We start from the raw sequence: 20717 nt of genomic DNA on the forward strand, positions 1-20717 counted from the left end.
TCAAAGACTTGAATTACCGATTTGTAACTGGAAGGCCGGGCGTATCCGTCTATTCTCCCTCCCAAGGGACATCAAGGAGATGACTCCGGGAGAAAAGGAAACCGCATGACCATCAAGACACCGATCCTCGCAGCCCTCGCCGCCAGCCTCGCCCTTGGCGGCTTCGGCGCGCCTGCCTTCGCCAATGCCGGCAAGGACAAGCCCTCGCGCGAGGCACGCGCGATGCAGATGATCGAGCGCCTCGACACGAACAAGGACTCCAAGGTCAGCCTCGACGAGATGAAGCTGCACGTCGCGGACCTCTTCAAGGCCTTCGACGCCAATGGCGACGGCAAGGTGACAAAGGACGAGATCAAGGCGCGCCAGGCGGCGTTCCGCGAGGCCCGCAAAGCCGTCAAGGATGCCCGCGCCACGGGCGGGGCGGCGCTCGATGAGGCCCGCGCGGCGTTGCAGGCGGCCCGTCCCGCCATGCTGCCCGGCGCCCGGCCGAAGATGTTCGATCGCGTCGATACCGACAGGAACGGCAGCCTCGACGCCGCCGAGGTGACGGCCGCCGCCGAAGCGATGTTCAAGCGCCGCGACCGCAACGGCGACGGCGTCATCGACGCCGCCGACATCGCCCGGAAGATCTGATCCCGACGTCGCTCTCCGGGTTCCGTCAAAGGACCGCGCTGTTCCGCAGGGCACAGCGCGGTCCTTTCCTTTTCGGCATCGTCGCCTTCGATCCGTCGCCGATGCCGCTTGCAATGCGGCCGGCCGGGCGTATCGATGAGGCGTGGACGGAGAAGGGAGAACGGAGATGGATGGCGCGATCCTGGACGTACGGCGCAGGCGGTTCCTCATGGGAGCGGCCGTCGCGACCGTCGGGGCCATTGGCCTGCGGGCGCCGCCGGCCTTTACGGCGGAGATCGTCGGAACGGCGAATGCGGTGCGCGGCACGGCGCTGCGGCGCCGGGACGGACGGGAGGAAGGGCTCCGGGCCGGCTCGTCCGTCCTCGACAGGGATACGGTCGCGACCGGCGAGGAGAGCTTCGCCGACCTGATGCTCGGCGGCGACACCCGCATTCTCCTGGGCAGCCTGACGGAACTGCTGATCGACCGTTTCATCGCCGGCCAGGGCGGCACGCTCGAACTCGGCGGCGGCCAGATGGTCTTCGACAGGCCGGAGGGCCTGCCCAAGGTCGATCTCGCGGTGCGCACCACCTTCGGCATGATCGGCGTGCGCGGCACCAAGTTCTTCTGCGGGCCGAGCCGGGGCGTCTTCGCCGTCTTCGTCGAGCACGGCCGCGTCTCCGTCGAAGGCGGCGGCGCGACGCGCATGGTCGGTGCGGGCGAAGGGGTCGACATCGCCGCCCCCGGGTCCGTCCCGACCGTGCCGGCACGATGGGGCGAGGCGCGCATCCGCGAGGCCTATGCCAGCGCCGGCCTGCCCGGCTGACGCATCACGGGCCTGCCTCCCCCGCGTCGTCGATCGTGAACAGGTCCATGCTGCCGAAGCCGCGGATCTCGTGGATGCCGAGCGCGCGCAGCGGCCGGCCGTATTCGCGGGCGGCCTGCGGCCCGATGCAGATCGCCGTGCCGAGGAACTTGTTGGCATCCTGCAGCCGCGCGGCGAGGTTCACCGCGTCGCCATGGGCGGTGTAGTCGAGCCTGCCGCCGGCGCCGACCTCGCCGAGCACGGCGATCCCCGTTTCGATGCCGATGCGGGTGCGGCCGAAATCGTTCCGGGCGAAATCCGGCCGGGCGCGCATCGCTTCGGTCAGGGAGCGGATCGCCCGCGCGCAGGCGATCGCCTTCTCCACATGGCCGTCCAGGTCCTCCGGCGCATTGAAGAGCGCGTGCACGGCATCGCCGACGATCTTATCGACCATGCCGCCATGGGCGGTGACGAGGGCGGTCACCTCGGCGAAATAGCGGTCGAGCAGGCCGATCAGCTCGCGCGGGCCGATGCGCTGCGCCAGCGTCGAAAATCCCTCGATATCGGTGAAGAGTGCCGTCACCTGCCGCTCTTCGCCCGCCATGCGGGCCGATTCCGGCGCGTCGAGGAAGCGGCTGACGACCGATTGCGGCAGGTATTGCGAGAATTTCCGCCGCGCCGCGGCCTCTGCGCGCCGTGCCCGGGCAAAGTTCAGCGTTCCGGACAAGACGAGCACGCCGGCGAGCGCGACGGCGATGCCGGCGCCGTCGGTGAGGTGTCCGCTTGCGGCGTGAACGGCGAGCGACCCGGCAAGGACCAGCACGATCGCCCCGACCCCCGCAGCGGCTGCGGCGACCGGCCGGAGACCCCGCGTGGCAAGCACGAGGACGAGGGCCGCGATCGCGGCGAACGCCGCCTCGACGAGGCGCAGCCGCGGATCGCGCGACGGGACGAAGCCGGTGAGGATGCCGCTCGCGATGTCGGCATGGATCTGCACCGAAGGCTCAAGCGGCATCGACGCGCTCTGGCGCAGGCCGCCGAGGGTGGGAAGGCTGCTGCCGACGAAGACGAGCCGGTCCGCGAGCCGGTCGCCCGGCGCCGTTCCTGCGAGGATCTCCGAAGCCGAGAGCGTGCGCGCGGCGATCGCCGCGCCGTCGCTGGCGGAGAAGCGCAGGTCGCCGTCCGGATCGAGCGCGATCGCATGTTCGCCGAAGCGCAAGGTCGCCGGCTCGCCGCCGAGCACGGGCGTCGGCGCGCCGGCGGCGATCCGCACCGCCTCGATGGCCAGCGCCGGATAGGGCGTGCTGTCGAGAATGGCATAGGCCTGCACCCGGCGCACCCGCCCGTCCTCGTCGCCGACGAGGAAGGCCGCCGCCGCCGAGCGCGCCCGATCCTGGAACAGCGGGCAGGACGTTTCCGCGCCGTCGATGAACCAGAGCTCGGGAATGGTCAGCGGCCGGCGCACCGCCACCGGCGGCGCCGGATGCGGCATGCCGGCGGCGACATCGGCGATCAGGAATCCGAGCACGACCGGGGCCGCGCCGATCGCCTCGGCAAGCGCGGCATTGGCGGCGTTGTCGGCGATGCAGTCACGGCTGAAGAGGAAATCGACGGCGATCGCGGCGGGTTTCTCGGCCGCGATGGCGCGGATCAGCCGCGCCATGTCCGCGCGGCCCCAGCCCGTCGTCCCGGCGGCGGCGAAGGAGGCGCGGTCGATGTCGACCACCACCACCTCCGGGGAACGCGGCGCCCCCGCCCATTGGGTCAGCCGGTCGAAATAGAGTTCGCGCGGCGTGTCGAACAGGCCGCCATGGGAGAGGAGCAGCAGGAGAGCCGCCGCGAGGCCGGCGCCGAGCGCCGGAAGAGCCCGCCGGAGGAATACCCTCGCCTTCATTCCTCGTCCGGATCCGCCAGCCGCTTCAATCGTGCCACATGGCAGGCGATGACGGCGCCGGACCGGGTGATCGCGCCGCTTTCCTCGAGCGACAGGATGGCCCGGTTCACCTTGGGCCGGCTGGCGCCGAGAATGCCGGCGATGTCGGTCTGGCTCAGCGCAAGCTGCAGGTTGGCGCTTTCCGGCAGGTCCTCGCCATGGATCTGCCGCAGCGCGGCGAGGAAGAAGCGGGCGACGCGCTGGTCGAGATCGTAAAGCGCGATCGTCTCCATCTGCTCGGTCGTCTCGCGCAGGCGCGCGCAGAGATAGCGGATGACGGCCTCAGCCGTCCCGGGCCGCGCGGTGATCAGGTCGAGGAAGGCACGTTTGCCGATGGCATAGGCTTCCGTCGCCGCCGTGGTCGTCGCGTCGGCCGAACGCGGCGCGCCGTCGAGGATCGCCATCTCGCCGAGGATCTGGCCCGCCTCGAGATGGCGCAGCGCCAGTTCCTTGCCCTGCCGCGTCAGCACGGAGAGCTTGATGCGGCCCGAGACCACCACCAGCATCTCGTTGCCGTCGTCGCCGCGCTGGAAGATCACCGTGCCTGCGGGCCATTTCCGCCAGGTGGCGATGCCTGCGACGGCAAGCAGCGTCTCCTTGTCGAAATCCTCGAAGATCGGGAAGGAACGCCAGAAGGCGGCACTCTTGTTGACTTCGCTCATCCGCCCGCCTGAATGCGCGGCGAAGCGCGCCGCCGCCTGTTCCCGCACGGCCCCGCCGTCCGCCCGCCCGATTGTTCCAGCAGTGCCGCCGGCTTGCAACAGGATTTCCGCATGAAGGACGCTGCCGGCGACTTCGCGGTTGACAAATGGGCACCGTCGTCTCGTTTCAGTGAACGATCTGTTTCGCCCCGGCCGGATGTCGCCTTTCGCGATTCCTGATATTCGTCCTGCCAATCGTGCAATCCAACGGAGTTTCCCCCATGCAGCAGAACGCCGTCGTCCTCGTCGGACGCATCCTTCTCTCGATCATCTTCATCACTGCCGGCTACGGCAAGCTGACCGCTTTCGGCGGCACCGCCGGCTATTTCGGCAGCCTCGGCCTGCCGGTGCCGACGCTGACGACCGCGATCGTCATCGTCGTCGAGCTGATCGGCGGCCTTGCGATCCTGGCCGGCGCATTCACCCGCCCGGTCGCCTATGTGCTGGCGCTCTTCTGCGTTGCCTCGGCCCTCGTCGCCCATTTCGACTTCGCCGACCAGGCCCAGTCGATCAACTTCATGAAGAACCTGGCGATGGCCGGCGGCTTCCTCGTCCTCGCCGCCTTCGGTCCCGGCGCGCTGTCCGTCGACGCGCGCCGCGCCTGACGGCCGCGCCCGGCCTGTCCCGGTGTTTCGCGGGCCCCTCGCCGCGGTCTGCGGCGGGGGGCTTCTGTCTTTGTCTCTACGGGTAGAACACGCCCTTGCGCAGGATGACGTTGCCGGAGAGGCGCGGCTCGCTCGTCTGGATCACCGCATGGGCGGCCTTGACCCGGGGATAGAAATCCTTGCCGAGAAGCGCGACCACCTTGCGCTCCGGCTCGTGCCTGGCGCAGCAGGCGATGATGTCCTCATGCACGGGGTCGGCAGCGTTAACGTCGTTGCGCACGGTGGCGCGGAAGATCGCCTCGGGCACCATGTCGTCGATCGGCATGACGCTGAGGATCGCGTCGAGGATCGGGATCAGGTGATGCCCGTCGCAGCGGATCAGCCGCTGTCCGTGCTCCAGCCCCGGATAGTTGCCGTCGACGAGGGCGATCTCGTCGCCATGGCCCATGGCGCGCAATGTGAACAGCAGCTCGGGCCCGAGCAGCGGGTTCAGTCCTTTCAGCATCAGTCCAACTCCTTGAAAAGAACGTTCTTGTCGATGAGGTAGCGCGAGAACAGCGGCAGGCTCGCCCCGCCGATCGCGCGCGCCTGGTGGCCGACGGTGCCCTCGACGATGTCGGGCGCCACCACGCCCTCCAGATCGAGCTCGCGGATCGCCTCGCGCGTCGCCGCGACGATGCGGGCGCGCACCCATTCCGGAAATCCGCCGTCGATGACGGCGGCGGCGAAGTCGATGATCGATTCGGCCGAGATGATCGCCTGGGCGAGCGCGGCCGCGGTCGAGCGGATCCAGGTTTCGAGCGGCGCGCCGAAATCGACCCAGCCGTCGGCCGAGTACCAGAGCGGCTTCGGATCGATCCCCTGTTCGCGCAGCAGGTTCTCGAGCACGTAGATCGAGGCGACCTTGAGGAGCTGCCGCGTGCCGTCCGGCGAGGAGACATGCAGCGGCCCGACCGCGCCTGCGGAACCGGTCCGCCCGGAAAACAGCGCGGAATTCAGCACGATGCCGCCGCCGATGAAGGTGCCGATGTAGAAATAGATGAAGTCGGGATAGGTGGAGCCGACACCGAAGACGAGTTCGGCGCCGCAGGCGCTCGTCGCATCGTTCTGCAGGAAGACCGGGTAGTGCGTCAGCGCCGAGACCTCCTTCTGCAGGTCGACGCTGCGCCAGGTGTCCATGTCGGCCTGCGGCGCGCCGATCTCGCTCGCCCAGTTCCAGAGCAGGAAGGGCGCGGCGATCCCGACGCCGGCGATGCGGTCGCGCTGGCGCGGATCGAGGTCGCTCTCGAGCATCGAGATGCCGCGCGAGACGAAGGAGAGCAGCGCGTCGGGCATGGGATAGGGATGGTGCTCGCGGATCTGCCGGCGGACATTGCCGACAAAGTCCATCAGGATGATGTCTGCCGAGCGGCGGCCGATCTTGACGCCGAAGGAATAGGCGCCGTCGGGATTGAGCAGCATCGGCGTCGAGGGCTGGCCGACCCGGCCGCGCACCGGCGTGCCTCGGATCAGCAGGCCGTCGTTTTCGAGCGAGCGCATGATCACCGACACCGTCTGCGCCGAAAGGCCGCTGCGCCGGGCGATCTCCGCCTTCGACAGGCCGCCGTGGCGCCGGACGAGCGACATGACGAGACGTTCGTTGTAGGCGCGCACACGCGTCTGGTTGGCGCCGCCGGTCGGATCGATGACATCCGGCGCCGTCGGTCCGTTCTCCGGACCGGCTATCCATGTCATGCCCCCGCTCCTCCCGTTGGCATTGTCCCGAACGAAGCGGGGCGGCCCGGCCGGTCCGCCAATCCCTTCATCCGCAAGGCAGGTAACTGCTTGTTTCTGTTGCACTGCACACAGGGCTCTCCACACCCTGCGTAAAGCGAGTATGCCGCATATAAATAATAATTCAATTTGATTTATTTATTGACAGGAGGAATTTTTGATGGTCTTTTCGTGGCCGGAACCACCAGTCGCAGCGGAGGAGAACGGCTGTTGCGGGTGGTGAGGCCTGACGGGACCGGCCGCCGGTTCCCTTGTGTTTCATCCTTGGGAGGACTTCATGAAGACTTCGATTCTTTCCGCCGCCATCGGTGCGCTCGCCCTCGGCGTGGCCTTCGCCGCTCCGGCCAGCGCCGCCGACATCGGCGCCTGCCTGATCACCAAGACGGACACCAACCCCTTCTTCGTCAAGATGAAGGAAGGCGCGACGGCGAAGGCCGCCGAGCTCGGCGTTACCCTGAAGAGCTATGCCGGCAAGATCGACGGCGACAGCGAGAGCCAGGTCGCCGCGATGGAAACCTGCATCGCCGACGGCGTCAAGGGCATCCTGCTCGCAGCCTCCGACACCAAGGGCATCGTCTCGAGCGTCAAGCAGGCGCGTGACGCCGGCATCGTCGTCATCGCGCTCGACACGCCTCTCGAGCCGGCAGACTCCGCCGACGCGACCTTCGCGACCGACAACCTGCTTGCCGGCAAGCTGATCGGCCAGTGGGCCGCCGGTTCGCTGGGCGACGCCGCGAAGGACGCCAAGATCGCCTTCCTCGACCTCAACGCCTCGCAGCCCTCCGTCGACGTCATGCGCGACCAGGGCTTCATGATCGGCTTCGGCATCGACCCGAAGGACCCGAACAAGATCGGCGACGAGGACGATCCGCGCATCGTCGGCCACGACTACACCGACGGCAACGAGGAAGGCGGCCGCCGCGCGATGGAGAACCTTCTCCAGAAGGATCCGACCATCAACGTCGTGCACACGATCAACGAACCGGCCGCAGCCGGCGCCTATGAGGCGCTGAAGGCCGTCGGCAAGGAAGGCGACGTGCTGATCGTCTCGGTCGACGGCGGTTGCCCGGGTGTCAAGAACGTCGTCGACGGCGTCATCGGCGCGACCTCCCAGCAGTATCCGCTGCTGATGGCCGCCCTCGGCGTCGAGGCGATCAAGAAGTTCGCCGACACCGGCGAGAAGCCGGCGCCGACGGAAGGCAAGTCCTTCTTCGACACGGGCGTCGCGCTCATCACCGACAAGCCGGTCGCCGGCGTCGAGTCGATCGACACCAAGGAAGGCCTGGAGAAGTGCTGGGGCTAAGGCTTCCGGCGGCCCGATTTATCGGACCTTGAGCGGAGGGGCGGCATCGCCCGGGCGCGTTTCGCGCCCGGGACGGGCAGTCGCCCCTCCTTTTTTCGCAGGCACGGCTGCGCGCCATGCCGCAGGCTTCGATCTGACCGGAGGACGCCTGGTCGCCGCGCTCGCTTTGCACGGCCGCAGGACGCCCGTCGATCGCGGGGATGAGAGCGGGAGGAGCATCCATGAGTGACCCAAATGTCGCGGCGCCGCGAGGCCAGGACTTCGAAAAGGAGCTCGCGAACAGCTCCCGTCAGGTCGCCTCGTTCGATACGCACGAGAAATCAAGCATCCAGAAATTCCAGCACTTTCTGCATTCGCGGCCGTCCGCCGTCTCGCTGATCGTGCTCGTCCTGTCGGTGGCGATCTTCGGCTCGCTGCTCGGCACCAAGTTCTTCTCGGCCTTCTCGCTGACGCTGATCCTGCAGCAGGTGGCGATCACCGGCATCGTCGGCGCGGCGCAGACGCTGATCATCATGACGGCCGGCATCGATCTCTCGGTCGGCGCCATCATGGTCCTGTCCTCGGTCGTCATGGGCCAGTTCACCTTCCGCTACGGCCTGCCGCCGACGGTGGCGATCGCCTGCGGCTTTGCCGTCGGCGCATTCTGCGGCGCGGTGAACGGCTGGCTGGTCTCGCGCGTCAAGCTGCCGCCCTTCATTGCCACGCTCGGCATGTGGCAGATCGTGCTCGCCGCCAACTTCCTCTATTCGGCGAACGAGACGATCCGCGCCCAGGACATCACCGCCACCGCGCCGATCCTGCAGTTCTTCGCCAACAGCGTCCGCTTCGGAGGGGCCGTCTTCACCTATGGTGTCATCACCATGGTGTTGCTGACATGTCTGCTCTGGTACGTGCTGAACAAGACCGCCTGGGGACGGCATGTCTACGCCGTCGGTGACGACCCGGACGCGGCCGAACTGTCGGGCGTCAACGTCAAGAACATGCTGATGTCCGTCTATGTCCTCTCCGGCATCATCTGCGCGCTCGCCGGCTGGGCCCTCATCGGCCGCATCGGCTCGGTCTCGCCGACCGCCGGCCAGTTCGCCAACATCGAATCGATCACCGCGGTGGTGATCGGCGGCATCTCGCTCTTCGGCGGCCGCGGCTCGATCATGGGCATGCTGTTCGGGGCGCTGATCGTCGGCGTGTTCCAGCTCGGCCTGCGCCTGATCGGCACGGATCCGCAATGGACCTACCTGTTGATCGGCGTGCTCATCATCGCGGCCGTGACGATCGACCAGTGGATCAGAAAGGTGGCAGGCTAATGCAAAAGGACGTCATCCTCTCCGCCAAGGGACTGGTGAAGCGCTATGGTCGCGTCACCGCCCTCGACCATGCCGATTTCGAACTGCACCGGGGCGAGATCCTCGCGGTCATCGGCGACAACGGCGCCGGCAAGTCCTCGCTGATCAAGGCGATTTCCGGCGCGGTCCATCCCGACGAAGGCGAGATCCGCCTCGACGGGCAGGTCGTCAACTTCCGCTCGCCGATCGAGGCGCGCGAGGCCGGCATCGAGACCGTCTACCAGACGCTCGCGCTGTCGCCGGCGCTGTCGATCACCGACAACATGTTCCTCGGCCGCGAAATCCGGAAGAAGGGGCCGCTCGGCCAGTATTTCCGCATGCTCGACCGCTCGGCGATGGAGAAATTCGCCCGGGACAAGCTGTCGGAACTCGGGCTGATGACCATCCAGAACATCAACCAGGCGGTGGAGACGCTCTCGGGCGGCCAGCGCCAGGGCGTGGCGGTGGCGCGCGCCGCCGCCTTCGGCTCCAAGCTCATCATCCTCGACGAGCCGACGGCCGCGCTCGGCGTCAAGGAAAGCCGCCGCGTTCTGGAACTGATCCTCGACGTGCGGGCTCGCGGCCTGCCGATAGTGCTCATCTCGCACAACATGCCGCATGTGTTCGAGGTCGCCGACCGGATCCACATCCATCGTCTCGGCAAGCGCCTCTGCATCATCAATCCGAAGGATTACTCGATGTCGGATGCGGTCGCCTTCATGACGGGCGCGAAGGAGCCGCCGCGCGAGGCGCTCGCCGCATGACGCCGGGCGACATCGCGGACGACCTTCTGCGGCGGGCGGGATCCCGGTCCCGCTTCGTCGCAGGCATTGCCGGCCCCCCGGGGGCCGGCAAATCCACTTTGTCCGAAGCGCTGCTCGCCGAACTGACGGCGCGCGGCGAAACGGCCGCCATCCTGCCGATGGACGGCTTCCACATGGACAACGGCATCCTGGAGGCGCGTGGCCTGCTGTCGCGCAAGGGCGCGCCGGAAACCTTCGACGTGCGCGGCTTTCTCGACATCGTCGCGGCCGTGCGGCGCGGCGACGAGGAGGTGCTCGTCCCGGTCTTCGACCGGTCCCGCGAGATCGCCATCGCCTCGGCCCGCGCGATCCTGCCGGAGACGCGCATCGTGCTCGCGGAAGGCAACTACCTGCTGCTCGACGAGGCACCCTGGACGCGGCTCGACGGCGCCTTCGACATGACGATCTTCGTCGGCCCCGCCTATGAGGTGTTGCGCGACCGGCTGAAGGCGCGCTGGGAGGGCTACGGGCTCCCGGCGGACGAGGTGATGCGCAAGCTCGACGGCAACGACCTGCCGAACGGCCGGCGCGTCATCGAGCGGTCGCGGCCGGCCGATCTGTCCGTCGACATCGTCGCGATCGGCTGATGACTGCCGCCGTGCCGGTGGACAGAGGCGCGCTTCGTTGACGGGACGGATTGTTCGCACCGGTGAAACGGTGATATCGGACGGGGATATCCGCTGTAACGTGATCTTGAAGGAAGTCAGCATGACCGAGCTCGTCATCCGCCGCCCGGACGACTGGCACCTCCATCTCAGGGACGGCGCCATGCTTAAGGGCGTCGTCGGCGACACGAGCCGGCATTTCGCCCGCGCCATCATCATGCCGAACCTGGTGCCGCCGGTCGTGACCACCGCCGATGCCGAGGCTTATCGCGCCCGCATCCTCGCAGCGCTTCCGGCCGGCGATCGCTTCGAGCCGCTGATGACGCTCTACCTCACCGAACACACCGATCCGGACGATGTCGCGGCCGGCCACGCATCAGGGCTCGTCAGGGCGGTGAAACTCTATCCGGCCGGCGCCACCACCAATTCCCATGGCGGCGTGCGCGACATCGACAAGGCGATGCCGGTGCTGGAAAGGATGGCCGCGATCGGCCTGCCGCTTTGCGTCCACGGCGAGGTGACGACGCCCGAGGTCGACATCTTCGACCGCGAGGCGGTCTTCATCGAGACGGTGCTCGATCCGCTGCGCCGCCGGCTGCCGGAACTGAAGGTGACGATGGAGCACGTGACGACGAAGGACGGCGTCGACTATATCGCCTCCGCCGGATCCAACCTCGCCGGTTCGATCACCACCCATCACCTGATCATCAACCGCAACGCCATCCTCGTCGGCGGCATCCGCCCGCATTACTATTGCCTGCCGGTCGCCAAGCGCGAACACCACAGGCAGGCGCTGCGCAGGGCGGCGACCTCAGGGGATGCGCGCTTCTTCCTCGGCACGGATTCGGCACCCCATGTCGATCCGCTGAAGGAATGCGCCTGCGGCTGCGCCGGCATCTATACATCGATCAACACGATGAGCTGCCTCGCCCATGTGTTCGAAGAGGAAGGCGCGCTCGACCGCCTCCAGGCCTTCGTCTCGCTGAACGGCCCTGCCTGGTACGGCCTGCCCGCCAACGAGGAGACGATCCGGCTCGTCAGGCGCGCCGAGCCCGTCGCCTATCCGGCGAAGATCGACACCGGCGCCGGTCCCGTCACCGTTTTCGATCCGATGTTCCCGCTCCACTGGGCGGTCGAGGAGTAGACCATGATCTCCGTCCCGTTTTCCGATCCCGCCGTGATGGCCGAGCAGATGGCCCGGATGCTCTGGGAGATCAAGGCCGTGCATTTCCAGCCGGAGACACCCTACAAGCTCGCCTCCGGCATGCGCAGCCCCGTCTATATCGACTGCCGCAAGCTGCTCTCCTATCCGCGCATCCGCTCGACGATCATGGACTTCGCCGCCGCGACGGTTGTGGCCAATGCCGGGTTCGAGCAGTTCGACGTGATCGCCGGCGGCGAGACGGCCGGCATTCCCTTTGCCGCCATGCTCGCCGAGCGGCTGGCGCTGCCGATGGTCTATGTGCGCAAGGCGCCGAAGGGCCACGGCCGCAACGCCCAGATCGAGGGCCACATGCCGGAAGGGTCGCGCGTCCTCGTCATCGAGGATCTGACGACCGCTGGCGGCTCGATGTTCACCTTCATCGACGCCGTGCGGGCGGCCGGCGGCATCGTCGACCACGGCATCGCCCTCTTCTATTACGGCATCTTCGCCGATGCCGAGACGCGTTTCCGCGACGGCAAGGTGCGGCTGCATCACATCGCCACCTGGCAGAACGTTCTTGCCGTCGCGCGCGAAAAGCACCTTTTCGATGCGGCGACGCTGTCGGAGGTCGCCTCCTTCCTCGAGGCGCCGCTCGAATGGTCCGGCCGCCATGGCGGCGTCACCACGCTGTCAAAGGCCTGAACGACAAGAAAACCGCCTATCCAGAAGAGGGAACGCCGTCATGATCCTGTGCTGTGGGGAAGCTCTGATCGACATGCTGCCGCGTCAGACGACGCTCGGCGAAAGTGCCTATGCGCCCTATGCCGGGGGCGCGATTTTCAACACGGCGATCGCGCTCGGCCGGCTCGGCATTCCGACCGCCTTCTTCACCGGGCTTTCCGACGACATGCTCGGCGACATCCTGCGCGAGACGCTGGCCGCGTCCAGTGTCGATTTCGCTCCGTGCGCGACATTGTCGCGGCCGACCACGGTCGCCTTCGTCAAGCTCGTCAACGGCCAGGCGACCTATGCCTTCTACGACGAGAACACCGCCGGGCGGATGATCACCACCGAAAACCTGCCGGTGCTCGGCGACGATTGCGAGGCGCTGCATTTCGGCGCGATCAGCCTGATCCCCGACCCGTGCGGCGAGACCTACGAAACGCTGATGGCGCGCGAGGCGGCGACGCGGGTGATCAGCCTCGATCCGAACATCCGCCCCGGCTTCATCAAGGACAAGCCGAAGCATCTCGGCCGTATCAGCCGCATGGCGGCGATGTCGGATATCATCAAGTTTTCCGACGAGGATCTGGACTGGTTCGGCATGGACGGCGACCACGACGCCCTTGCCGCCGAATGGCTGAAGCGCGGGCCGAAGCTGGTGGTGATCACCAAGGGCGCCGAAGGGGCCGTCGGCTACACGAAGGACCACAAGGTCTCCGTGCCGGGGGAAAAAGTGACCGTGGTCGACACGATCGGCGCGGGAGACACGTTCGATGCCGGCGTGCTCGCATCGCTCAAGCGCGACCACCTGCTGACCAAGGCTGCTGTCGCATCGCTGGATGAGAGCGCGGTGCGCAATGCACTGGCATTGGCCGCGAAGGCTGCGGCCGTCACGGTTTCCCGCGCCGGGGCAAACCCGCCCTGGGCACACGAGATCGGCCTCTGATCGTATCAGACATCTGACATCGAAAGGGCGCGGAACGTGGGTTCCGCGCCCCTTTCGTCTTACGTCGCCGCCTTCAGCAGGGCAGCCACCAGTCCGGCCGTCGAGGAATCATGCCCCTCGGCGCTTTCCCGGCCTTCCACCACCGGCAGCAGGCCGGTCGCCAGTTCCTTGCCGAGCTCGACGCCCCACTGGTCGAAGGAGTTGATGTTGAAGAGCGCGCCCTCGACGAAGACGCGGTGTTCGTAGACGGCGATCAGCCGGCCGAGCAGGTTCGGCGTCAGCCGGTCGTAGACGAAGGTGATCGACGGGCGGTTGCCGGGGAAGACGCGGTGGGGGGCGATCCGGTCGGCCTTGGCCTCGTCCATCCCCTTCGAGGTCAGCTGCGCCTTCGCCTCTTCGAGCGTCCGGCCCTTCATCAACGCTTCCGACTGCGCCAGGCAGTTGGCGATGAGGAGCTGGTGCTGGTGGCGCAGGTTGGGCTCGTGGCCGTTGGCGGCGATCATGAATTCGGCCGGGATGATCGTCGTGCCCTGGTGGATCAGCTGGTAGAAGGCGTGCTGGCCGTTGGTGCCGGGCTCGCCCCAGACGACCGGTCCGGTGTCGCCCTCGACGGGCAAGCTGTCCATCGTCACCGCCTTGCCGTTCGATTCCATGTCGAGCTGCTGCAGATAGGCGGGAAAGCGCGACAGGCGCTGGTCGTAGGGAAGGATGGCGCGCGAGGGATAGCCGAGCACGTTGCGGTGATAGTAGCCGATCAGGCCGAGCAGCACGGGGATGTTCTCGGCAAGCGGCGCGGTCTGGAAATGCCGGTCGATCGCATGCGCGCCGGCGAGGAAATCGGCGAACTTCTCCTTGCCGATGGCGATCATCAGCGGCAGGCCGATCGCCGACCAGATCGAATAGCGCCCGCCGACCCAGTCCCAGAAGCCGAAGACGCGCGTTCCGTCGATGCCGAAGGCGGCGACCTTGTCGAGCGCGGTGGAGACGGCGGCGAAGTGGTGGCCGACGGCGGCCTCCCCGAGCGCGTCGGCGATGAAGGCGCGGGCCGTCGCGGCATTGGTCATGGTCTCGATGGTGGTGAAGGTCTTCGAGGCGACGATGATGAGCGTCGTCTCGGCCTGGAGCAGCTTCAGCGTGTCGGCGATATGGGCGCCGTCGATGTTGGAGACGAAGTGCAGGCGCGGCCCGTCATGGTCGGGCGCGAGCGCCAGCGTCGCCATCACCGGGCCGAGGTCGGAACCGCCGATGCCGATGTTGACGACGTCGGTGATCGCCTTGCCGGTCGCCCCCTTGATCGCGCCCGAGCGCACCGCGTCCGAGAAGGCGCCCATCGCGTCGAGCACGGCGTTGACGTCCGGCATCACGTCGCGGCCGTCGACGATGACCGGCGTGTTGGAGCGGTTGCGCAGCGCCGTGTGCAGCACGGCGCGCTCCTCGGTGATGTTGATGATCGCGCCGGAGAACATTCGGTCGCGCTTCTCCTCGACGCGCGCTGCCCGGGCGATCTCCACGAGCCCGGCCATCACCGCCTCGTTCACGGCCGTCTTGGAATAGTCGAAAAGAAGATCTCCGAGCGTCAGGCTGAAGCGGGCGAAACGCTCCGGATCGGCCGAAAAGGCGGCGCGGATGTCGGTGGCACCGGTTTCGGACACAGTCGATTTCAGCTGTTCGACAAGCGATTTCATGGATGTCTCCTGCGGACGATGGTGTGGCGAGGCACGGCGGAACAGGGTGCTGTGCAACGCTCTAATCGATTTGAACGCGGCAGATCAAGCCCGCCCGCCCGGCGTGCCGCCGTTTGCGGCGGTCAGCCGCGCAGATCCTTGCGCAGGATCTTGCCGACCGGCGATTTCGGCAGCGCGTCGCGGAATTCGACGAGCTTCGGACGTTTGTAATTGGTCAGGCCGGCGGCGCAATGGGCCTTCACGTCGTCCTCGCTGAGACCCGGCTCGCGGCGGACGACGAAGAGCTTGACCGCCTCGCCGGAATGCGGATCCGGTACGCCGATCGCGGCGCATTCGAGCACGCCGGGATGGCCCGCCGCCACCTCCTCCACCTCGTTCGGATAGACGTTGAAGCCGGAGACCAGGATCATGTCCTTCTTGCGGTCGACGATGCGCGTGTAGCCGGCCGCATTGATGAAGCCGATGTCGCCGGAGCGGAAAAAACCGTCCGGCATGATCGCCTTCGCCGTCTCCTCCGGCCGCTGCCAGTAGCCGGCCATGACCTGGGGCCCACGGATGCAGATCTCGCCGATCCCGCCGACGGGCAGCGTGCGCCCATCCTCGTCGCGGATCTCGATCTCGGTCGAGGGCAGCGGCAGTCCGATCGTGCCGGTGAAATCCTCAAGATCACAGGGGTTGGCCGAGACGACCGGCGAGGTTTCCGAAAGTCCGTAGCCCTCGGTGACGACGCAGCCCGTCATCGCCTTCCAGCGCTCCGCGACCGGTCGCTGCACCGCCATGCCGCCGCCGAGCGTCAGCCGCAGGGCGGAAAAGTCGAGTTTGCGGAAGTCCGGATGGTTCATCAGCGCGTTGAACAGCGTGTTGAGCCCGGGGAAGATCGTCACCGGATGCTTCGACAGTTCCTTGACGAAGGCGGGAATGTCGCGGGGGTTGGCGATCAGCACGTTGTGGCCGCCGAGCATCAGCCCGATCATCGCGTTCACGGTGAGGGCGAAGATATGGTAGAGCGGCAGGGCGCAGACGAAGGTCAGGACCTCCGGCCTCGGCTGCCGCGTGAACGCGGTCGCCAGCCACAATTCCATCTGCGCCATGTTCGACAGGAGATTGGCATGGGTCAGGGCCGCGCCCTTGGAGACGCCCGTCGTGCCGCCGGTATATTGCAGGAAGGCGATCTCCGCCGCGCCGACATCCACCTTTGAAAGCCCGCCCTCATGCGCGAGCGCCGTGCGGAAGGGGACGTGGCCGGGGAGAGACCAGGCCGGCACCAGCTTCTTCACCCGGCGCACGACGAGGTTGACGAGGTGTCCCTTCAGTCCCAGGAGGTCGCCCATCGCCGTGACCACGACATGGGACGTCTGCGTCTTTCCGATCGCCTGCTCGACCGTGCGGGCGAAATTTTCCAGGACGAAGAGGACCTTCGCGCCGGAATCCCTCAGCTGGTATTCGAGCTCGCGCGGCGTGTAGAGTGGATTGACGTTGACGACAGTAAAGCCGGCCCTGAGGATGCCGAAGGTGACGACCGGGTTCTGCAGGATGTTCGGCATCATCACCGCGACCCGGTCGCCGCGCGTGAGGCCGATCGATTGCAGCCAGGCGCCGATGCGGGCCGACAGCCGGTCGAGATCGGCGAAGGTCAGGCTCCTGCCCATCGACGTATAGGCGAGACGCTCGCGATGGCGCGCGACGGCCTCGTCGAAGAAGGCGCCGATCGAGGCATGGCGCAGCGGCGGGATCTCCGGCGGCACGATGGCCGGATAGGAGGCGAGCCAGAACCGGCCGGCCGGGGCATCCGCGCGTGTCGTGTCCGTCTCGCCCATCGTTCCTCCCGCGGCCCCGCCTTTTTTAGCGAATGCACGCATCCTCCCCGGCCCGGTGCCCGCCCTCAGGACGAGGATGACGCCTTTCCCCGCCGGCGACAAGCCGGACCGGCCCGTCTGCGGATGTCGCCCGCGAGAATGGGCGAAAAGACTGAAGGTTTTTATAATCTCGGGCACGAAATCCCCCGCCGCACGGCGCGCGGCGGCGCTCCCGGGGCGCCGGCACCATTCGGCGGACGCCCCCAGATTTCGCCACGCCTCGGCCTGAAAATCCTTTGCAGGGCAGCGCGAACGGGTATATTGCATTGCATCAGAAGCGTCCTCCCACGCCTCGCCACCCTTTATATTCCATCTCCCTGTTCGCTCTGGCGGCCGAAGCGTGCCGCTTCCGGTGTTCGATGTCCGATCCACGATTGTCCACGCCCCCTGTCCGGCGCGTCGCCGGCGTTTCCTTGCCAGAATTGGCGCTTGCCGTCGGCAGTTTCGCGATCGGCACCGGCGAGTTCGCCATCATGGGCCTGCTGCCCGACGTCGCCGACGATCTCGGCATCTCGATCCCGACAGCCGGCGGCGTCATCAGCGCCTATGCGATCGGCGTCGTCGTCGGCGCGCCGCTGATCGCGGTGCTCGCCGCGAAGATGTCGCGCCATGTCATGCTCCTCATCCTGATGACGGTGTTTGCCGCCGGAAATTTCTTAAGCGCGATGGCCGAAAGCCATGGGCTGCTGCTCGCCGCCCGCTTTGCCGCCGGCCTGCCGCACGGCGCCTTCTTCGGCATGGCGAGCCTCGTTGCCGCCGGCATGGTCGCGCCGAACCAGCGGGCCCGCGCCATCGGCCGGGTGATGATGGGGCTGACGATCGCCACCCTGGTCGGCACGCCGGTCGCGGCGTTCATCGGCCAGCTTTTCGGCTGGCGCGCCGCCTTTGCCCTGGTCGGCGTGATCGCGCTCGCCTGCGCCGTGCTCACGCGCCTCTTCGTGCCGCGCGACAGGCCGCAGCCCGGCGCCTCGCCGTTGCGCGAACTCGGCGCGCTCGCCAATCTCCAGGTCTGGCTGATGCTCGGCATCTGCGCCATCGGCTGCGGCGGCATGTTCGCCGTGTTCAGCTATATCAGCCCCGCGCTCACCGAAAGTGCGGGCATGTCGGTCGCAAGCGTGCCGATCATGCTGTCCGTCTTCGGCGCCGGCATGATCCTCGGCAACATCGTTGGCTCGAGGCTGGCCGACTGGGCGCTGCTGCCGGCGATCGGCATCGCGCTCACCTTCAATCTCGTCGCCTATGTCCTGTTCTATTTCACCATGAGCAGCCCGTGGCTGGCGGTGATCAACGTGCTGCTGATCGGCGGCGGCTTCACCGTCGTTCCCGGCATCCAGACGCGGCTGATGGACGTCGCGGGACAGGCGCAGACGCTGGCGCAGGCGCTCAGCCATTCCGCCTTCAACATCGCCAACGCGCTCGGCGCCTGGCTCGGCGGCGTGGCGATCGCGTCGGGCTACGGCTACACCTCGACCGGGCTGGCCGCAGCCGTGCTCGGCCTTGGCGGCCTCGCCATCTACATCGTGGTCCTCGCGCTTTCGATGCGCGGCACGCAGGCGGCGGCCGCCACCTGAGCGGACGCAGCGGCAGTGTCGCACCGGCGTCGCAGCCGCCATCTTCGCGCGCGACATTTGGCGCGCCGTCCTCTATGAATGTCATCGTCTGATCACGATCGGGCGCTAGACCAGCCGCCGGTGGGCCACCGGGTGGCCCGGCTCGGTTGCGCCCGCCATGTTCGGATGTCGGAACCACACGGAGGCAGTCGGGTGCAGATCAGCAAGGTCGAAGCGGAAAAGGCCCGCATGGAGCCACGCTTCTTCGGACAGGCGGCGGCGACGCGCTCAGCACTGGTCCTGCCCATTTCCGCCGCGCGCTGGCTGCTGCTGCTGGTTCTCCTCGCCGGGGTCTATTTCTTCCACGGCTTCCTCGTGCCGGTCCTGGCCGCGCTGGTCATCGGCTTCGCGAGCTGGCCCGTCTACCGGCGCTTGCTCGACGCCATCGGTGGCAACAGGACGTTCGGCGCCACGATCGCCATCCTTTGCGTTCTTTCCTTCATCATCGTGCCGATCTCGATCGCGACGGCCTATGCGGTCGACGAGGTGCGCATCTGGGCGATCTGGGCGATCGAGGCGAACGCGCAGGGCGCCGATACCCCCTCCTGGCTGACGGGCATTCCCGGCGTCGGCGCCTGGCTCGGCACCCAGTGGGCCACCCATGTCGGCCGTCCCGGCGCGCTCGGCGAACTGATCCAGCTCGTCAGCGGCTCGAACATCGGCAACATCTATCGCGGTGTCCTGGTCGTCGGCGCGTCGGCCTTCCAGTCCTTCCTCACGCTTCTCTTCATGCTGATCTCGCTCTTCTTCGTCTATCGCGACGGCGAGCGTTTCGCCGCCCAGATCGACCGTGTCGGCGAGCGCATCTTCCCGATGCGCTGGGAGCGCATCTCGCGCATCGTGCCGCTGACGATCAGCTCGACGGTGATGGGCATGGGCACGATCGCCATCGGCGAGGGCATCCTGCTCGGCTTCTGCTACTGGCTTGCCGGCGTTCCCTCGCCGGTGACGCTCGGCCTGATCACCGGCATGATGGCGCTGATCCCGGGCGGGGCGCCGCTCTGCTTCACCCTCGTCTCCGTCTATCTCGTCGCCAGCGGATCGGTGTTCGAAGGCGTCGCGCTTTTCGCCTGGGGCACGATCGAGCTCTTCATCGTCGACAAGACGCTGCGGCCCCGCCTCGTCGGCGGACCGATCCAGCTTCCCTTCCTGCCGACCTTCTTCGGCCTGATCGGCGGCGTCAAGACCATGGGCTTCCTCGGGCTCTTCGTCGGCCCGGTGCTGATGGCGCTGCTGGTGGCGATCTGGCGAGAATGGCTGCGCGAGGTCACCTCCCATCCCGTCGAGGAGGCGACGATCGAGGCCGCGCGGCCGCCCGATCTCGCACGCTGAGCCTAAGGACGGGAACAACCAGGCCTCGCTCCGCATTTCCCGTGGCACCCTGGGGGATACCGGATGAAGATGATCGTCACCGTCATGCTTGCCTCTTTCTTCGCCCTTCCGGCCGTTGCGGCGCCGCTTGCGGAACTACAATGGAAGAACCGCGCGCTGGTGATCTTCGCCGACACCGCCGATCCCGCCTTCCAGAAGCAGAAGGACATGCTGAAGGCGGAGGAGCCCGGCCTTTCCGAGCGCCAGCTCGTCGTGATCCATGTCGACGGCGAGACGGCGGAGACGCTGGCCGGAGCCGACGACTACGACGGCAAGGCGCTCCGGGCCGCCCTTTCCGAGGGCGGACGCGCGACGTCGTTCGAGCTGGTGCTGATCGGCAAGGACGGCACGGTCAAGCTGCGTCGCGGCGAACCGGTGGCGATGGCGGAGCTTTTCGGTGTCATCGACGCCATGCCCATGCGCGCCGGAGAGGCGGGGCAGTAGCCGTCGGGCTCTACCGCGCCGGCCGGCCGGCCAGCACGTTGCGGATCGAAAAGCTTGAATGGATGCGCAGGATCCCGGGCAGCGTCGACAGGATGTCCTTGTGGATGCGCTCGAACTCGCCGGCGCTCGCCACGTCGACGCGCAGGAGATAGTCCGAACCGCCCGTCATAAGGTAACACTCCCGGATTTCGGGATGGCGCCGGACGGCCGCCTCGAAGCGGTTGAGATAGTCCTCCGTCTGCCGTTCGAGCGTGATGTTGATGATGACGGCGATCGCGCTGTCTCCGGCGCCGCTGTCAACGAGCGCGGTGTAGCCGCGGATGACGCCGGACGTTTCCAGGATGCGGATGCGCCTGAGGCAGGCCGAGGGCGACAGGCCGACCTCGGCGGCGAGAGCCGCATTGCTGATGCGCGCGTTGAGCCGCAAGAGCCGCAGGATGTTGCGATCGATCCCGTCCAGGGCGCCCATGCACGAA

Annotated in this window: 20 protein-coding genes; 13 read left to right on the plus strand and 7 right to left on the minus strand. The window is 67.4% G+C overall.

The window, feature by feature from the left end; genetic code table 11:
- The first annotated feature begins 105 nt into the window (after positions 1 to 105).
- On the plus strand, positions 106 to 633 hold the full coding sequence (locus tag ACEVQ6_RS01700; RefSeq protein WP_374887151.1) for an EF-hand domain-containing protein: 528 nt from the start codon (positions 106 to 108) through the stop codon (positions 631 to 633).
- A gap of 166 nt (positions 634 to 799) precedes the next feature.
- A complete protein-coding gene (locus tag ACEVQ6_RS01705; RefSeq protein WP_374887152.1) occupies positions 800 to 1438 on the plus strand; it encodes a FecR family protein in 639 nt (212 codons plus the stop codon).
- Between the two features lie 4 nt (positions 1439 to 1442).
- Here ACEVQ6_RS01705 and ACEVQ6_RS01710 read toward each other — a convergent pair whose 3' ends face one another.
- Together ACEVQ6_RS01710 and ACEVQ6_RS01715 are read right to left on the minus strand one after the other, a co-directional pair.
- Positions 1443 to 3311: a CHASE2 domain-containing protein gene (locus tag ACEVQ6_RS01710; protein WP_374887153.1), complete on the minus strand. Its 1869-nt coding sequence runs from the start codon at positions 3309 to 3311 to the stop codon at positions 1443 to 1445.
- A complete protein-coding gene (locus tag ACEVQ6_RS01715; RefSeq protein WP_374887154.1) occupies positions 3308 to 4012 on the minus strand; it encodes a Crp/Fnr family transcriptional regulator in 705 nt (234 codons plus the stop codon). The genes ACEVQ6_RS01710 and ACEVQ6_RS01715 overlap by 4 nt, the downstream gene beginning before the upstream one ends.
- 260 nt (positions 4013 to 4272) lie before the next feature.
- Here ACEVQ6_RS01715 and ACEVQ6_RS01720 point away from each other — a divergent pair, with 260 nt between their 5' ends.
- Positions 4273 to 4656 (plus strand): DoxX family protein, encoded by a 384-nt coding sequence (locus ACEVQ6_RS01720; protein ID WP_374887155.1) that lies wholly within the window; start codon positions 4273 to 4275, stop codon positions 4654 to 4656.
- Between the two features lie 76 nt (positions 4657 to 4732).
- Here ACEVQ6_RS01720 and ACEVQ6_RS01725 read toward each other — a convergent pair whose 3' ends face one another.
- Together ACEVQ6_RS01725 and ACEVQ6_RS01730 are read right to left on the minus strand one after the other, a co-directional pair.
- On the minus strand, positions 4733 to 5161 hold the full coding sequence (locus ACEVQ6_RS01725) for an RbsD/FucU family protein (RefSeq protein ID WP_374887156.1): 429 nt from the start codon (positions 5159 to 5161) through the stop codon (positions 4733 to 4735).
- Positions 5161 to 6390: an ROK family transcriptional regulator gene (locus tag ACEVQ6_RS01730; protein ID WP_374887157.1), complete on the minus strand. Its 1230-nt coding sequence runs from the start codon at positions 6388 to 6390 to the stop codon at positions 5161 to 5163. The genes ACEVQ6_RS01725 and ACEVQ6_RS01730 overlap by 1 nt, the downstream gene beginning before the upstream one ends.
- A gap of 316 nt (positions 6391 to 6706) precedes the next feature.
- On the opposite strand from ACEVQ6_RS01730, the gene ACEVQ6_RS01735 reads away from it, so the two are divergent.
- The 7 genes from ACEVQ6_RS01735 (at position 6707) to ACEVQ6_RS01765 (ending at position 13275) form a co-directional block, all read left to right on the plus strand.
- On the plus strand, positions 6707 to 7732 hold the full coding sequence (locus ACEVQ6_RS01735; RefSeq protein ID WP_374887158.1) for a sugar ABC transporter substrate-binding protein: 1026 nt from the start codon (positions 6707 to 6709) through the stop codon (positions 7730 to 7732).
- 221 nt (positions 7733 to 7953) lie between these two features.
- Positions 7954 to 9036, plus strand: coding sequence for an ABC transporter permease (locus tag ACEVQ6_RS01740; protein WP_374887159.1), 1083 nt, complete (start codon positions 7954 to 7956; stop codon positions 9034 to 9036).
- A complete protein-coding gene (locus ACEVQ6_RS01745; protein WP_374887160.1) occupies positions 9036 to 9818 on the plus strand; it encodes an ATP-binding cassette domain-containing protein in 783 nt (260 codons plus the stop codon). The genes ACEVQ6_RS01740 and ACEVQ6_RS01745 overlap by 1 nt, the downstream gene beginning before the upstream one ends.
- Positions 9815 to 10444: a nucleoside triphosphate hydrolase gene (locus ACEVQ6_RS01750; RefSeq protein WP_374887161.1), complete on the plus strand. Its 630-nt coding sequence runs from the start codon at positions 9815 to 9817 to the stop codon at positions 10442 to 10444. The genes ACEVQ6_RS01745 and ACEVQ6_RS01750 overlap by 4 nt, the downstream gene beginning before the upstream one ends.
- 121 nt (positions 10445 to 10565) lie before the next feature.
- Positions 10566 to 11606: a dihydroorotase gene (gene pyrC / locus ACEVQ6_RS01755; RefSeq protein WP_374887162.1), complete on the plus strand. Its 1041-nt coding sequence runs from the start codon at positions 10566 to 10568 to the stop codon at positions 11604 to 11606.
- 3 nt (positions 11607 to 11609) lie between these two features.
- Positions 11610 to 12308, plus strand: coding sequence for an orotate phosphoribosyltransferase (locus ACEVQ6_RS01760; RefSeq protein WP_374887163.1), 699 nt, complete (start codon positions 11610 to 11612; stop codon positions 12306 to 12308).
- Positions 12309 to 12348: 40 nt separating this feature from the next.
- Entirely contained in the window at positions 12349 to 13275 is a 927-nt protein-coding gene (locus ACEVQ6_RS01765; RefSeq protein WP_374887164.1) for a carbohydrate kinase family protein, read from the plus strand.
- A gap of 59 nt (positions 13276 to 13334) precedes the next feature.
- On the opposite strand, the gene pgi is transcribed toward ACEVQ6_RS01765, so the two are convergent.
- Both pgi and ACEVQ6_RS01775 read right to left on the minus strand, forming a co-directional pair.
- A complete protein-coding gene (gene pgi, locus ACEVQ6_RS01770) occupies positions 13335 to 14960 on the minus strand; it encodes a glucose-6-phosphate isomerase (protein ID WP_374887165.1) in 1626 nt (541 codons plus the stop codon).
- A 122-nt stretch (positions 14961 to 15082) separates the two neighbouring features.
- A complete protein-coding gene (locus ACEVQ6_RS01775) occupies positions 15083 to 16777 on the minus strand; it encodes a long-chain-fatty-acid--CoA ligase (protein ID WP_374887166.1) in 1695 nt (564 codons plus the stop codon).
- 398 nt (positions 16778 to 17175) lie between these two features.
- Between ACEVQ6_RS01775 and ACEVQ6_RS01780 the strand changes: the two genes are divergently transcribed.
- From ACEVQ6_RS01780 to ACEVQ6_RS01790, 3 genes are all read left to right on the plus strand, one after another.
- Positions 17176 to 18387: an MFS transporter gene (locus ACEVQ6_RS01780; RefSeq protein WP_374887167.1), complete on the plus strand. Its 1212-nt coding sequence runs from the start codon at positions 17176 to 17178 to the stop codon at positions 18385 to 18387.
- A 165-nt stretch (positions 18388 to 18552) separates the two neighbouring features.
- The gene (locus tag ACEVQ6_RS01785; RefSeq protein WP_374887168.1) at positions 18553 to 19758 is read left to right on the plus strand and encodes an AI-2E family transporter; all 1206 of its coding nucleotides are present in this window, start codon (positions 18553 to 18555) and stop codon (positions 19756 to 19758) included.
- Positions 19759 to 19821: 63 nt separating this feature from the next.
- Positions 19822 to 20241 (plus strand): DUF4174 domain-containing protein, encoded by a 420-nt coding sequence (locus ACEVQ6_RS01790; protein ID WP_374887169.1) that lies wholly within the window; start codon positions 19822 to 19824, stop codon positions 20239 to 20241.
- 10 nt (positions 20242 to 20251) lie between these two features.
- On the opposite strand, the gene ACEVQ6_RS01795 is transcribed toward ACEVQ6_RS01790, so the two are convergent.
- Positions 20252 to 20710, minus strand: a complete 459-nt coding sequence (locus ACEVQ6_RS01795) for an Lrp/AsnC family transcriptional regulator (protein ID WP_374887170.1) — start codon at positions 20708 to 20710, stop codon at positions 20252 to 20254.
- Positions 20711 to 20717: the final 7 nt, after the last annotated feature.

This window comes from Ensifer soli (assembly GCF_041928815.1).
In the GTDB taxonomy this organism is placed as follows: domain Bacteria; phylum Pseudomonadota; class Alphaproteobacteria; order Rhizobiales; family Rhizobiaceae; genus JBHFEI01.